The following is a 14,081-nucleotide window of genomic DNA, read 5'->3' as shown; positions in this document are numbered from 1 at the left end:
TGGTATTACATCTTTCATTGAACAACCCAACACCGTTCCAAATGCTGTAACGCAAGAAATACTGGAAGAAAAATATAAAATTGCTGCCAAAAATTCCTATGCCAATTATTCTTTTATGATGGGAGGAACGAATGATAACTTGGAAGAAATTTTAAAAACTAATCCAAAAAATGTAGCTGGTTTAAAACTATTTCTTGGCTCATCAACAGGAGATATGCTGGTAGATAGCTCAGCAGCATTAGAAAAAATATTTTCTAACACCAAATTGCTAATTGCTGTTCATAGTGAAGATGAAACTACGGTAAAGGAGAATTTAGAAAAATACAAATTACAATATGGAGATGACATACCAGTTAAGTTTCATCCCGAAATTAGAAGTGTTGAAGCTTGTTACAAATCAACAGTAAAAATTATTGCATTAGCAAAGAGAACAGGTGCAAGATTGCATGTTTTCCATATTTCCACGTCAAAAGAATTGGATTTGTTTACCAATAAAATCCCATTGGAAGAAAAACAAATCACTGCCGAAGTTTGTATTCATCATCTTTGGTTTTCGGATGAAGATTATGCAACCAAAGGGAATTTGATTAAATGGAATCCTGCAGTTAAATCGGCTGATGACAGAAAAGCACTTTGGAAAGCTTTGTTGGACGATAGAATAGATGTGATTGCTACTGACCATGCACCACATACATTGGAAGAAAAAAATCAAGTGTATACCAAAGCGCCTTCTGGCGGACCATTAGTCCAACATGCTGTAGTTGCTATGTTTGAAGCTTACCATCAAGGTCAAATTTCTGTGGAGAAAATAGTAGAAAAAATGTGTCACAATCCTGCTATAATCTTTAAAATTGAAAAACGTGGTTTTATCAAAGAAGGGTTTTATGCCGATTTAGTGATTGTAAATCCAGGATTGCCTTGGAATGTGAAGAAAGAAAACATTTTAGCCAAATGTGGTTGGTCACCGTTTGAAGGATATACCTTTAAATCAAGAATCACACATACTTTTGTGAACGGAGAATTAGTATATCAAAATTTTAAAGTAAAAGATGTTCCTGTTGGGAAGCGTTTACTTTTCGATAGATAAAATGAAAATAATGAGAAAAATATTGATTTTGTTTTGTTTGCTGTTTTCGTTGCTTAGTTGCGACAATAATGCTATAAAAAAACCAAACAAACTAATTGAAAAGGATAAAATGATTTCTATTTTATATGATTTATTAGTAATAGAAGCCATAAAGAGTCAAAATATAAATGAAGGTTTCAGCTCAAAATCGGCTAATGAATATATTTATAAAAAATACAAAATAGATAGCATACAATTAGTTGAAAGCAACAAATATTATGCTTCGGATATAGATGAATATAAAAAAATGTATGACGAAGTAAAGTCGAAACTTAATAACGAAACTTTGAAGATTGAAGGAAAATTGAATAAAAAAGGTGCGCCAGTTTCAACAGAATCACCTCAATTACCACTTTCAGACATACCACAAGTGCAATAATTATTTTTTATCGAAAGAAACAATAGTTTCAATAGCAGAATCGATGCTTTGAAATTCAAAATTCAATCCCGAAATCTCGGGATTTTTTATTTTTTCATTACTATAACTATCATTGCTGTGTAGCGTAGAAGCAGCATATTTTGAAAGAATTCTTTTTTTACCCAAAAAAGTAGTTAAAAGCCAATCAATTCTCCAAACAATATCAGTTAACCATGGTTTTGCATAAAATTTTGGAGGTTTACTCCCAGTTTTCTCGGCTATTATTTTTATAATTTTTTCATAGGTAAAATGTTCTGCAACAAGCGCAAACCGTTCTCCCGAAATAGCACTTTGCATCAATAGAGTCATTGCTTTCACAACGTCATTTACGCACACATATCCGGTTTGTCCTTTGGTGTAAAATGGAAGTCCTTTTTTGACTTTTGCAAAAATGGCACCACTCCCCGTGTCAAAAATAGTAGAACCTAAAATCACACCTGGATTTACAATTACAACTTCCAGGCCTTCTTGAAATCCACGCCAAACTTCGAGTTCGGCACCATATTTTGAAATAGCATAATCGCTATGATACGCTTCGGGATTCCATTCGGATGTTTCTGAAACAACTGTTTCATTTTGAGCTATATCGCCAAGTGCGGCAATAGAACTCACATGACAAAGTTTTTTAACTTTATAGTCAATACAAAAATTGACAATATTAGCAGTGCCTTCAATGTTAGTTTTTCGAAGACTATTTTCATCTTTTGGATCAAACGAAATGAATCCTGCACAATGATAGACATAATCAATATTTTTAAAAACTTTTTCCAATGATGGAATGTCAACTATATCCGCTTCAATCCACTCAATTTTGGAAAATAGGTGGTCTTTGTTATGCAGCAAAAAAAGTGATTTTGTTTTTTCAATTGAAATACAATTTCTGTAAATGGCACGAATAGCAACTTCATTTTCAACCAAATACAGCAGCAAATGAGCTCCAACTAAACCAGTTCCACCAGTGACTAATATCATTTTGTAAAGATAATTAGATTGTTGGATTTTTAGAATATTAGATTTTCAAATCGTGCAATTAAAACTATCTTTGCCCAAATTGATAATAAAACGATACGAGCCATTATGGCGACTGCATCGAACACAACCAACAATTAGTATTTTAGTGAGATGAAAAATTTAGTAGCAGAATTACAATGGCGTGGCTTGGTTCACGATATGATGCCAGGAACCGAAGAACAACTCTTAAAAGAAATGACCACGACGTATATTGGTTTTGACCCAACTTCAGATTCGTTGCATATTGGAAGTTTGGTGCCTATAATTTTATTGGTTCATTTAGGAAACTTTGGGCATAAACCTATTGCGTTGATTGGTGGAGCAACAGGAATGATTGGTGATCCATCTGGAAAATCAGATGAGAGAAATTTATTGGACGAAGCTACTTTGGAGAAAAATGTAGCTGGTATAAAAGCGGTTTTATCTCGATTTTTGGATTTTAATTCGACTGCAGCTAATGCTCCAATTTTAGTAAATAACTACGATTGGATGAAAGATTTCTCGTTTATCAATTTTGCTCGCGATGTGGGAAAACGAATTACTGTGAATTACATGATGGCAAAAGATTCAGTAAAAAAACGGTTGAGTGCCGAAGGTGAAGGAATGAGTTTTACTGAGTTTACGTATCAATTAATTCAGGGTTACGATTTTCATCATTTATATAAAACTCACCATTGTCTATTACAAATGGGCGGTTCAGACCAATGGGGAAATATTACCACTGGAACAGAATTAGTTCGCAGGATGAACGGTGAAGGAGCAAAAGCTTTTGCCATGACTTGCCCATTAATTACCAAAGCTGATGGTTCTAAATTTGGAAAATCAGAAGGTGGTAATGTTTGGCTCACCGCAGATAAAACTTCGGTTTATAAATTCTACCAGTTTTGGTTGAATACTACTGATGTTGATGCAGAGAAATACATCAAGATTTTTACATTTTTAGATAAAAATACAATTGATTCTTTGATTGCTGAACATGAAACAGCACCACATTTGCGTGTTTTGCAAAAAAGGTTAGCACAAGAAGTAACATCTTTAGTTCATGGAAATGAAGAGTTCGAAAAAGCTATTTTTGCGTCGAATGCTTTTTTTAGTCCAACGATGGACGACTTGAAAAAACTCGATACTACCACTTTCCTTGAAGTTTTTGAAGGTGTGCCTCAAGCAGAAGTTTCCATGACTGAAATTGAAAACGGATTGGACATGATAGCGGCACTTGCTGCCAAGACAGGTTTTTTGGCTTCCAATAGTGAGGCAAGACGCGAGTTGCAACAAAACGCTATTTCCTTAAATAAAGAAAAAGTGACAATGGATTATAGTATAACTGCAAAAGATTTGATTCACAATCAGTTTTTGATGTTGCAAAAAGGGAAGAAGAATTATTATTTAATTTCAGTGAAATAATTTTATAACTTTACTTCATAAAATTTTATATCATGGGAACACAATTTTTAACAGACGAAAACGGAAATAAAACAGCTGTTTTATTACCTATCAAAAAGTATAATAAATTGATTGAACATCTAGAGGATTTAGAAGATGTAAAATTGTACGATGAAGCTAAAAAAAATGATGATGGTTATAGAATTTCATTAGAAGATGCCTTTAAAATTATAGAAGAAAAACGTAAAATTTCCAAATAATGTCTTATTCTATTGAAATAAGATCAAAAGTATTGAAATCATTAGTCAAAATAAATGAGCCCCACTATTCAGCTTTAAAAAAACAATTATATGATTTAGCTGATAATCCAAGACCTATTGGTTATCGAAAATTAAAAGGAAGAAAAGGATATCGAATTAGAGTTGGAAATTATCGAATTATTTATGATATTTTTGATTCAAAACTTATAATTGTAGTCATTGAGTTAGGTCATCGTAAAGATATTTACGAATAATTATTCTTTAAAATTGATTTCTTTCTTATTGGAATTATACCATCCTTTTATAAAATTTGGAGTGTTTATTATTTTAGTATAGTCCGAATCAATTAGTCTTTCTTTAAACTCCTCTTTTAATAAAACAATATATAACTCAATAGAGCAGTTGGATTTTTCATTTATATAATATTCCATTTCATTGATTTTATAATATCTTTTTTTATCCCAATAAAAAATTGTTGAATACTGTTTTGACTCGTATGGTTGTAAATTCATAATAGAATTTAATAATCTTTCACTAGATTTTTTAATGAAATAATTTTCATCCTCTTTGCTTTTTTTCATTTCTTCTTCGATGTCGAAATTCATAACTTCTTTCAGGTATTTTTTAATAATAGAGTCTTTTTCTTTACCATCTTTTAAATTCTTAAAATCAGTGAGGAATTCGTCTTTTTTTGTTGTAGATGATAAAATAGTATTCATTGGTAATTCTTCATTTTCTTGATATAAAGTTGCTGAAACATCTGTTCTCATTGATCCTCCCGAACCTGCAAGAACATTATCTGGACTTAGAAAAAAAGAAATTTTATTATTTGTAAGATTACTAATGCTGTAGATAATGGTATACTTTCTGAAGGATAAACTATCAATATCAGTAATAGAGTTTATTTCAATTTTTATGGGTTGATTTTGTGCTAGAGAAGAAATGGTAAAAAGTAATATATAAATATGTTTCATGGAGTTGATTTGTAACAAGTTGTCAAAATTAAAATCATTCTTTAAAATCAACAACTGCTTTGTTAGAAATAAATACACCACTAATAAAGTTTGGGTTATCGGTTATTTTTTTTAAATCCTCTACCGAAAGTTGGTCTTTGAATAATACCGTTTTTAAGTCAAGAATAAGTTCTATTTCGATTTTGTTTTTTTCATCAAGATAATATTCTAAATCACCATTTTTTATATACCTGTTTTTGTTCCAAAGTGTTTTTATGGTACAATTTTTAATTTCTTTCGGCTTTAGAGTAACAATATTATTGAACAGTTTTTGCCTGTAATACACCCATTGAAAATCCTCACTCTCTCCGCCATTTTCTTTGTATTTCTTATAATATTCCATAGCAATAGTGGTTTGTGAATCTTGAAATTCTTTTGCTAGTTTGAGTGCTTCTGGACTTTTTTTGTCTTCTATTTTGTCATATTCCAATTCTGCTTCAGTTTCATATTCAAAAAAGGGACCATCCATATCTTCAAAAACACCGTTTTGGTACATCTTATAAACTGGGTAAAGCGATAACGAACTTGCTGTATTGGCAATTAGAGCATTGGGCATAAGAAAAAAAGAAAGTTCAGTATTAGTCTTGTTTTCAATATGATAGTTAATATGATATTCCGTTTTATAGTTCTGACTATTTAAGGTAACTATAGTATCTATCTTGACCGCAAGTTTTGGATTTTGTCCCAATGTAGCAAATGAAATTAGTAGGAAAAAGAAAATCGGTTTCATTATGTTGTAAATAGAAAATATAAAAATAAGATTTATTACATCACCATCAAATTACATCCCCGAATATCAGAGTTATCAAAACGTCCTAATATTTCGAATGAACCTGCCTGCCTGCCTGCACGTTGATTGGGCTGTTTTTTACCCAAATCTTGTGTGGCAATAAACGAACACGAATTAATGTTGGCTAAGTCAATCACATTTACACCACCCGTTTTGCCATTATCTACATAAGTCAAAGCATCTTCGGTATCGCGAATTAAAACTTGCATCCACGCTGGACATTCGAAAATGCCATTACCAAGTGAATACGCTTGCGACAACAACTCGGTCATTCCATATTCGGAATGAATGCTAGAAACACCAAAACCGTTACACAATACTTCATGTAATTCTTCGCGGATGATTTCCTTGCGTTTGCCTTTCATACCACCAGTTTCCATAATGATGGTGTTTTTGAGCTGGAAATTTTGTTTCTCAATTAAATCCAATAAAGCATAAGTAACGCCAATCAATAGCACATTTTCACCTGAATTGTCTAGTTCGATAAGTTTTAAAATAAGTTCGTCATAATTATGGAGGTAAAAACCGCTGTGTTCATTTTTTGACAATTCGACTAAATCCTTAACCATATAAATCAACGACGAACCACTTCGCTCTATATAGGATGGAAGCAATGCTAAAACTACATAATCTTCAATATTTCCATAAAATTGAGAAAATGCAGTGCGGTAACTTTGTTCGTAAAGCGAAATATCGGCAACCAAATGTTTACTGGTAATTACACTATCATCCTTAATTCCCCCACTGGAGGTTATGGGGCTTGTTGTGCCACTACTAGTGAAAGTTTCTTGAATAGGATGAGTTGTTGAAACTACATGGTGACTTTTAAAAAACTGTATGGGTAAAAAAGGAATTTGCTGTAATGATTTTACTTTTGTGACATCTGTATTTAAAAAATTACAAAACTCTTGATATACTATGTTGTTTTCGTATTGAAAACGAAACACCTTCAGCGCTATTTTTTCAAATTGCTTTTGAGAGGAAATGGCAAATAGGTCTTGTGGATTTATCAAGGGATAAGTTTTTACTTTGTGGCAAAAGTAATGAAAATAAAAAAGCCCTAATCTCGTTTTATAACGAGACTAGAGCTTTTTGATATAGGTAAAATCAATTATTTAATAACCAACTTTCTTGTAGCCGTTTTTCCTTCTTCGGTAATTTTAACTAAATAAACACCCACTCTCAAAGCATTTACGTTTACTGCGTTATCATTAGTAGTAGTATTTAAAACTTGTTTCCCTAAAACATCAAAAATAGTTATTGATTTTTCAGCATTTGCAGTGGTTTCGATGAATAAAGTTCCGTTTGAAACAGGGTTTGGATAAACTCTTAAACCAGTAATTTCATTTGATGCAGTTCCTAAAGTAAAGTTAGGTGTTGTATCTATTCTTAGTTCGTCCGCAATAATTGTTGGAGTTGTAGTTGCAGAGTCTTGTCTAAACATGAATCCACCTAAATTTGCAAAAGGTGCTGTTGGAGTAACGCTAACTGTAGGAGCTGCACTTCCGCCTATTGTAGGGTTGATAAATAAAGATAAAGTATTTCCTGTGAAATCATAGCTTAAAACTATGTATTGAATATCGTTTGGATTAAATAAAGCAGTACTCCAATCAGTTGGAGCAGTACCTGTTCCTAAACCATATTGATATTGATTTCCGTTTTTTCTAATCCAAATTCTTGCGTTAGTTGATGCTCCAGCAGCATCAGTGAACAATGCAAAGTATGTGTTTGCTAGGTCAGTGGTAACGTTTGCTAAATCACTAGCAGTTACAATAAATGAAGCGTAGACATATCCTGTATTAGTGCTTGTAAATAATGATCTAGATTCACCTCCTGTGCCAACAAATGTAATCGAGTTTCCTGAAGAAGTGATACCAGAATATGATAAATTACCTGCTGCAATAGTTATGTTGTCACCTGAATTTACTAGTGACCATTTTTGTTCAGCATTCAAAGAACCACCAACCGTGTAAGGAAACGATTCTTGGTATGGTAAAGTATTCACAGGTTTACACTCTGGAGAAGTAACATTAGATTGGTATGAACATGGACCATTAACAATATTTACAGTTAAGTTTGTTCCTTCTGCAACTCCAGTTATAATGATGTTACCAGCAGCAACTGTATTTGGGTTGTCTCCAGTGCCACTAACCGTTCCAGAAGAAGGTGTAATTGTATAACTACCAGAACCTCCACCAGTGTATGGTATAGTTGCAGTATAAGTGTCTAAGCTTAAAGTAGAAGCATCACATAAAGCTGTTCCAATTCCAAGTACTAATGTACAGGCAGGATTAAAATTAGTTAAACTAACATCATCAATTCTGATTTGAGCAGCTAAATTTGGTTGAGTAAAACGTAAACTTAAAGTTGCAGATGATGGAATTAAACCTCCGCCAATTGTTACTAAGTTCCAACTTGAGTTAGTGTTTGTTGTATAGGTTAGTGCAGTCCAGCTTGTTCCATTTGTACTATATTCAACTATTAATGCTGCATTTCCCGGGTTTGCCACCGACCAGTTTGCCAAATAACCAAATTTCAATTGCAAGTTAGCTGAACTGTAAGCAGCTGTGTTTAAACCGTCAATTTGAAAAGTTTCTGCTGTAGTAGTGTTAGATAAAAAAACATTAACACTTCCAGAAGCTCCAACATAACCCGTTGAAACAGTAGTTGTTCTCATGTCACCTGTTCCTGTATATATAATAGGTGTGGCATTTTGAAATCCAGTGTAAGCTGTAATAAGAGGGTTTCCGCTTGCTGTGGTTCCCATGTTTTCAGAATAAAACGTTTGTCCAAAAGACACTGTAGAAAACACTAAAAGTAATAAAGAGTAAATTTTTTTCATTTTTTTAAATTTAATTAGCGTACAAAGATAAGCACAAATTTGCTTTGAGAAAAAAAAGAATGTAAAAAAATGATTAAGTATGGATTAATTTTCAGAAAGTTTAACTATCTGACAATTAGTTTTCTAGTGGCGGTAGTGTCGCCTTCGGTAATTTTGATGATGTACACTCCAGGAGGTATAGAAGTAATGTTTAATTCTCTTGACGAGATAGTAGTTTGCAACACTTTTTTTCCTAAAACATCAAATATCATAATCTCTTTATCTAATGACGTTTTAGAGGTAATGTATATTTTACCATTACTAACAGGGTTTGGATAGAAACCAAGAGATTCTGCTTGTTGTTTTGCTTCTTGTGAAAAACTCACAAAAGAAAACAAACAGAAAAGTAAAGTGATATAAAAGTATTTTTTTGCCATGACTTCAATTTGGTTGTTACAAATATATAAAAAACTTTTCAAATAGTATACCAAAAAAAAAAGGTCATTGAAAATAGTACCTTTTGTAGTTTATTTATCACTTAATGTAACCCATTTCCTTTTTTCAACATTGTATTTATTGATGTCGTCTGGAAATTCTATGTAAAATTCATTTTTTGAATTCTTGGTATAGAACGATTCTAAATCTTCACCATTTACAAAGCTATTAAATATTTTTGCTGTTTTTGTTTTTAGTTCGTCTTCTTCCATTTTCCAAGTTCTAGCTACCTCTTCATAATATGTAATAGAATCATTCTTTATTTTTAGTTTTCCAATTGTAGCTACTTTTTTTATTTTTAAGCTTGGCGCAATTTTTGCAACGGCAAAATAATATGTTGAGTCTTTATCAATATATAAAAAAAGAAGGTTTGCTTTCTTAGCTTTTTGTGTGTAATAATCATTATGAGTACTATCAAATTTTGTTTTATGATTATCTTTTTCAGTTGGGAGTTTTTCAAAATATCGAACTATAGAAAGTTTGAACTCTTCTTGTTTTAATTTTGATAAATAGTAATCTGGGTTTGTATGCTTTTGTTTTGAACATGAAAAAAACAAAAATGTAACAAAAATTGCTAAGCTATATTTCATAGTAATTTAAATTATCTTTTGAAAAAATAAAAAGAGCTTAACTTTTTTAATGTTAAGCTCTTTATAAAATTTAATTTTTTAATAAACTTTAGCATTTGGCAAAAATTCTGCCCATCCGTCTGTCCAATCAGTAGCTCCAAAACCTCCTCTGTACGTTGTAGGTGTAAGACCTGATAGTTTGGAATCTGTAAATGATGCTCCAGTTGATAAATCACCGGCAGTAACTGCAAAACTTGGATTAGCCGAATAGGCAGTAGTTACAGCAGTTCCAAATGATACATTAGGGTTTATGCCTAATACAGCAAATTGAGTTTCTACTGCAGCAGTTATTGTAGTGTTAGTAGCAGTAAACCAAGTACCTAAATTTGCTGCTGTAGCTGTCATACCAGTTCCAACTGAATAAGTTACCAATGGGGCAACCAATATATTATTCAATACTTTACCAGTACCAGCAGCGTAATTGTCAAATACAGATTGTTGGTTCATTCTTATTCCTCTTGGATATCCAATAAATACAGAGTTTGCAATAGTTGCAGCAGTTCTTCTTCTTAAATCAATAGAATGCTGGTAATTTGCATTTATTGATTGACCGGTAGTGGAAACTGGTCCTACACAAGTAAAGTTTGAAAATACACCAGTAGTTAATAAATTAGTAACGTTGTCATTAGGACCATTATCGCACTCAAAAGAGTTAGATCCTGATTGGTCTGCAAACGAAGGATATCTTACTTCAACACCAAATTGATTTTTACCTGTGTAACCAAAGTCAACATCAAAACTATCGTCCCAACAAGCAAATGCAACTAAATATTTACCGTTTACAGCACCACCAAACCATTCGAAACCGTCATCACCACCATAAGATACTTGACAGTATTCCATTTCTGTTCCACTACCAATAGCTCCAAGGGTTATTGAATTGGTTTCATTATTCGGTGTTAATTCAATACCTGCAAATTCTACTCTTACATAACGTAAAGTACCAGAATCGTCAGAGTCATTTGTTCCACCAAATATTGCAGCTGGTGAAATACCTTCAATTGCAGGATTTGTTTGATTTACATTTGCGTTTCCTAAAATCACCAATCCACCCCAATCGCCTCTGTCTCTAGTTCCTGCAGCTAATGCTGATGTAAAAACAATAGGTTCGTTAGCAGTTCCATTGGCTTCAATTTTTCCGCCTCTGTCAATGATTAATGTACCTTTTGTCTTTATCTCCAAAAATAACAGTACCTGGTTGAATTGTCAAAACTTGCCCTGTTCTAACAAATACTTGCCCTTTTAATAGGTACTTTTTGTCTTTTGTTAAAGTTCTGGTAGTTAAATCTCCAGTTAGTTCAATTGTCGTTGTCGGAACTGGTCCTGACGTGTTGTTGTCATCATCAGAACAAGAGTTCAATGTAGCGCCAAGCATAAACATGCTTGCAAATAAATAAATTGCTTTTTTCATAATTGTTAATTGTTAATTGTTTTTATTTAGATTTAGAAATTATATGTTAAGTCAAGATTGAACATAGTTCCTCTTTTGAAATTTGATACTACATTATCTCTTGAGTTAATTTTTTCGTCTCTATTAGAGTCTTCAAATAGTCTGTAAGGCGAGTTAAGTAAATCTTGAATTCCTAGTTTCACGGTTATATTCTTAATGTCTTTTGAAATTGTAAAGTCTATATTATCACGAGATAACTCATAAATAGTTGGAAACAAGATATCTCCAACAGTATCAATTCTATCTCCAAAACGATTGTAAATTAGATTAGCACTTAATCCTTTGTCCTTATCTTCATAACCTAATGCCACATTGATAATATATGGTGATTGTCCTTGAAGTGCTCTATCAGCTTGTTGAGAAGTTACATTTCCAAGATTTACTTCTGATATTATGTAAGCTGCATTAATATTGGTTGAAAATCGTTGAAGAAATGGACTTGAAAAAAGCTCACTAAATGATTTTCGAAATTCAATTTCTACACCAGCATTTTGAGCTTTATCAGCATTTTTATAGAAGAATTGAGGTTGTTCTGTAGTAATTTGAGCAACTAATTCAATAGGGTTTTTGAAACTTTTATAAAATAAACCAAAACTCATTGTTTCTCCCTTTCGAGGGTATATTTCATATCTTAAATCAAAGTTGTCGATTGTTGCAACTTCAAGAGGTCTACCTTCAATACCTCTATCGTAAATGAAATCGTAGAATAAAAAAGGAGCAATTTCTCTAAATTCAGGTCTGTTAAGAGTCCTGCTGTAAGCAAAACGAAGTAAGTTTTTTTCGTTTAAAGCGTATGCAACATTTAATGAAGGTAAAACAAAAGTTGTAGCCTTCTCAACACTTTTATCTTCAAAATCATCTTTTGCATTTAAATTTTGAACGTTGTGTTCTAATCTAACACCTGCTGTGACATCAAACTTTCCTAAAGGTAACTCTGCCATTACATAACCTGCGCCATATAAATTTGTTCCACTGAAGGAGTCAATTGGTCTTGTTCCCTCCTCAATTACCCATCCATCAGTTGCATTTACATTTTGATTGTTGAAAACGTCACTTAAAGGCAGATTTTTTAATTCAATTGCTCTGTCTGTACTTACATATCCTGGAACCAAATAAGAAAAATAGCGCGAATTAAATTCTTTAGAACGGTAGTCTACATAATATCCTGCTTTCAGTTTAATAGGAGCAAATTCTACATCGCCCTTGATTCTTTCTAAAGTATAAGTATAGTTAACACCATTACCAACATTAAATTCTTTTGATTCTCCAAAATATCTACTATTGTCAAATAGATTAGACGATGGTGGATCTATGATAGTGAAATTTGGATTTGAACTATTGATATCCCTAAAAGTTCTAAAGCGTCTCAAATCTGGTGTAATATCATTTACTGAATTGAAGCCAATTACCCAATCCAATTTATTTTTTTCATCTAATTTGTGTATTCCTTCAAGTTGTCCAGTATAAATAAATCTTTGATTATATGAAAGCGCATAATTTTTATAAATATTATCTGGACCTTGTTGATAGTTATATCCATTTCTTATGATAGTTTCATTTTGTCCGATTTGGTTAAAAAGGTTTTTGAATTTAATCGTATTTTTATCATTAAATTTAAAATTCCAATTGGATAGGATAGTTATTCTTGATTTTTTTGCATGTGTTTCATCCAAATAATCTAACCAATCTTGAGGTCTGTCTTGACCTTCATTTAAAGTAAAATATCTATTAAATGATCTTTGAAAATATTGATATTGTGTCGATTGACCAAAAATGTTTGTTGAATTTACCCTTACACTGCCAATATTAAAGTTTCTGCCAAGTCCCATGGAAACCCTTGTATCTAAAAATGCTGTGCTATTTTCAGTATCAAAATTATTTTGTAAACTATGTGCCGCATCAACCCTCAATTGTGAACTTCTGCCAGATGCTTGTAATACTGATGTACTAGGAAAGCTACTTGGTAATTGTCTAAATCCATTATCAAAACCTAAAAAATCTGTATTGGAACCTTCAGATTGCAAATAGTCATTAAAAGTTGTTCCATTAACAAATCCAAATCCTATTTGCGCTTTTGTAAATTCCTTCGTGTTTTCGGAAGTTGTAACCTCAATAATTCCACCTGCAAAATCACCGGGTATATTAGCTGAACCCGTTTTGTAAACAACTAATTTATCTAACGCTTGCGTTGGAATTAAATCAAACGAAAAAGTTCTTAAATCAACTTCAGTACTTGGTGCTAAAGCATTATTAATTAAAACATTATTATATCGTTGACTAAGACCTCTTATCATTACATATCTGCCATTTACTATTGTAACACCGGGAACACGCTGCATCGCCTCTGCGGCATTATTATCAGTTCCTTTTTTCATTTGTTCGGCAGAAATTGCGCTAATTACTTGTTTAGCTTCTTTCATTTCCAAAACTAATGCAGATTCTGTGTTTTTCCGTCTTACATTTTGTATAACAACATCTTTCAATTGATAGCCACCCGAACCTAAAGAAATATTAACCTCAACTATTGCTCCATCTTTAACAGTAACTGGCACTTCAACATTTTCATAACCAATAAAACTAAATTCTATTTTGTAAACTCCAGGTTCAATTTTTAAAATATATTCTCCTTTTTCGTTAGTAGTTGTATTTATTGAAGTTCCTTTAATAGTGGCGTTTGCAAAAGGC

At 32.3% G+C, this 14,081-nt stretch carries 15 protein-coding genes; 5 read left to right on the top strand and 10 right to left on the bottom strand.

The features are described 5' to 3' along the window. A partial coding sequence (locus tag ACK5ON_RS06835) for a dihydroorotase (RefSeq protein WP_409821094.1) occupies window positions 1-1,087 on the top strand: 1,087 nt, incomplete at its 5' end. A gap of 10 nt (window positions 1,088-1,097) precedes the next feature. Next, a complete protein-coding gene (locus tag ACK5ON_RS06830; RefSeq protein ID WP_396173528.1) occupies window positions 1,098-1,505 on the top strand; it encodes a DUF4296 domain-containing protein in 408 nt (135 codons plus the stop codon). Here the strand turns inward: ACK5ON_RS06830 and ACK5ON_RS06825 are convergent, their stop codons facing one another. Beyond that, complete coding sequence (locus tag ACK5ON_RS06825; protein ID WP_396173530.1) at window positions 1,506-2,516, bottom strand: NAD-dependent epimerase/dehydratase family protein; 1,011 nt, start codon at window positions 2,514-2,516, stop codon at window positions 1,506-1,508. It lies immediately after the preceding gene. Window positions 2,517-2,666: 150 nt separating this feature from the next. Between ACK5ON_RS06825 and tyrS the strand changes: the two genes are divergently transcribed. The 3 genes from tyrS to ACK5ON_RS06810 are packed head-to-tail and all read left to right on the top strand — an operon-like array spanning window position 2,667 to window position 4,452. Continuing rightward, window positions 2,667-3,959, top strand: a complete 1,293-nt coding sequence (tyrS, locus tag ACK5ON_RS06820) for a tyrosine--tRNA ligase (RefSeq protein WP_409821091.1) — start codon at window positions 2,667-2,669, stop codon at window positions 3,957-3,959. A 32-nt stretch (window positions 3,960-3,991) separates the two neighbouring features. Continuing rightward, the gene (locus tag ACK5ON_RS06815; RefSeq protein ID WP_396173534.1) at window positions 3,992-4,198 is read left to right on the top strand and encodes a hypothetical protein; all 207 of its coding nucleotides are present in this window, start codon (window positions 3,992-3,994) and stop codon (window positions 4,196-4,198) included. Continuing rightward, complete coding sequence (locus ACK5ON_RS06810; protein ID WP_396173536.1) at window positions 4,198-4,452, top strand: type II toxin-antitoxin system RelE/ParE family toxin; 255 nt, start codon at window positions 4,198-4,200, stop codon at window positions 4,450-4,452. Before ACK5ON_RS06815 ends, ACK5ON_RS06810 begins: the two co-directional genes overlap by 1 nt. Here ACK5ON_RS06810 and ACK5ON_RS06805 read toward each other — a convergent pair whose 3' ends face one another. The 9 genes from ACK5ON_RS06805 to ACK5ON_RS06765 all read right to left on the bottom strand — a co-directional run. Next, window positions 4,453-5,172 carry a hypothetical protein gene (locus ACK5ON_RS06805; RefSeq protein ID WP_409821087.1) on the bottom strand — a complete coding sequence of 240 codons (720 nt, stop codon included), beginning with the start codon at window positions 5,170-5,172 and terminating at the stop codon, window positions 4,453-4,455. It abuts the gene before it with no gap. A gap of 34 nt (window positions 5,173-5,206) precedes the next feature. Next, complete coding sequence (locus ACK5ON_RS06800; RefSeq protein WP_409821084.1) at window positions 5,207-5,941, bottom strand: hypothetical protein; 735 nt, start codon at window positions 5,939-5,941, stop codon at window positions 5,207-5,209. 35 nt (window positions 5,942-5,976) lie between these two features. Beyond that, window positions 5,977-7,014 (bottom strand): acyl transferase, encoded by a 1,038-nt coding sequence (locus ACK5ON_RS06795; RefSeq protein WP_409821081.1) that lies wholly within the window; start codon window positions 7,012-7,014, stop codon window positions 5,977-5,979. 98 nt (window positions 7,015-7,112) lie between these two features. Then, complete coding sequence (locus ACK5ON_RS06790) at window positions 7,113-8,843, bottom strand: T9SS type A sorting domain-containing protein (protein ID WP_396173542.1); 1,731 nt, start codon at window positions 8,841-8,843, stop codon at window positions 7,113-7,115. Window positions 8,844-8,947: 104 nt separating this feature from the next. Next, window positions 8,948-9,259, bottom strand: coding sequence for a T9SS type A sorting domain-containing protein (locus ACK5ON_RS06785; RefSeq protein WP_409821077.1), 312 nt, complete (start codon window positions 9,257-9,259; stop codon window positions 8,948-8,950). A 90-nt stretch (window positions 9,260-9,349) separates the two neighbouring features. Then, complete coding sequence (locus ACK5ON_RS06780; protein ID WP_396173547.1) at window positions 9,350-9,907, bottom strand: hypothetical protein; 558 nt, start codon at window positions 9,905-9,907, stop codon at window positions 9,350-9,352. Window positions 9,908-9,985: 78 nt separating this feature from the next. Continuing rightward, window positions 9,986-11,128 (bottom strand): hypothetical protein, encoded by a 1,143-nt coding sequence (locus tag ACK5ON_RS06775; protein ID WP_409821074.1) that lies wholly within the window; start codon window positions 11,126-11,128, stop codon window positions 9,986-9,988. Next, window positions 11,094-11,357 (bottom strand): hypothetical protein, encoded by a 264-nt coding sequence (locus ACK5ON_RS06770; RefSeq protein ID WP_409821072.1) that lies wholly within the window; start codon window positions 11,355-11,357, stop codon window positions 11,094-11,096. Before ACK5ON_RS06770 ends, ACK5ON_RS06775 begins: the two co-directional genes overlap by 35 nt. Before the next feature lie 32 nt (window positions 11,358-11,389). Then, on the bottom strand, window positions 11,390-14,081 hold a 2,692-nt coding region (locus ACK5ON_RS06765), incomplete at its 5' end, for a carboxypeptidase-like regulatory domain-containing protein (protein ID WP_409821069.1).

Source organism: Flavobacterium sp. (genome assembly GCF_046317795.1).
Taxonomy (GTDB): Bacteria; Bacteroidota; Bacteroidia; order Flavobacteriales; family Flavobacteriaceae; genus Flavobacterium.
Note: the sequence above shows the minus strand (reverse complement) of the source record. Positions and strands in the feature narration are given on the sequence as shown.

Coding starts and splice junctions, on each gene's coding strand:
- ACK5ON_RS06815 (WP_396173534.1), top strand. CDS start 3,992: ATGGGAACACAATTTTTAACAGACGAAAACGGAAATAAAACAGCTGTT.
- ACK5ON_RS06800 (WP_409821084.1), bottom strand. CDS start 5,941: ATGAAACCGATTTTCTTTTTCCTACTAATTTCATTTGCTACATTGGGA.
- ACK5ON_RS06810 (WP_396173536.1), top strand. CDS start 4,198: ATGTCTTATTCTATTGAAATAAGATCAAAAGTATTGAAATCATTAGTC.
- ACK5ON_RS06780 (WP_396173547.1), bottom strand. CDS start 9,907: ATGAAATATAGCTTAGCAATTTTTGTTACATTTTTGTTTTTTTCATGT.
- ACK5ON_RS06785 (WP_409821077.1), bottom strand. CDS start 9,259: ATGGCAAAAAAATACTTTTATATCACTTTACTTTTCTGTTTGTTTTCT.
- ACK5ON_RS06805 (WP_409821087.1), bottom strand. CDS start 5,172: ATGAAACATATTTATATATTACTTTTTACCATTTCTTCTCTAGCACAA.
- ACK5ON_RS06825 (WP_396173530.1), bottom strand. CDS start 2,516: ATGATATTAGTCACTGGTGGAACTGGTTTAGTTGGAGCTCATTTGCTG.
- ACK5ON_RS06830 (WP_396173528.1), top strand. CDS start 1,098: ATGAGAAAAATATTGATTTTGTTTTGTTTGCTGTTTTCGTTGCTTAGT.
- tyrS (WP_409821091.1), top strand. CDS start 2,667: ATGAAAAATTTAGTAGCAGAATTACAATGGCGTGGCTTGGTTCACGAT.
- ACK5ON_RS06770 (WP_409821072.1), bottom strand. CDS start 11,357: ATGAAAAAAGCAATTTATTTATTTGCAAGCATGTTTATGCTTGGCGCT.
- ACK5ON_RS06790 (WP_396173542.1), bottom strand. CDS start 8,843: ATGAAAAAAATTTACTCTTTATTACTTTTAGTGTTTTCTACAGTGTCT.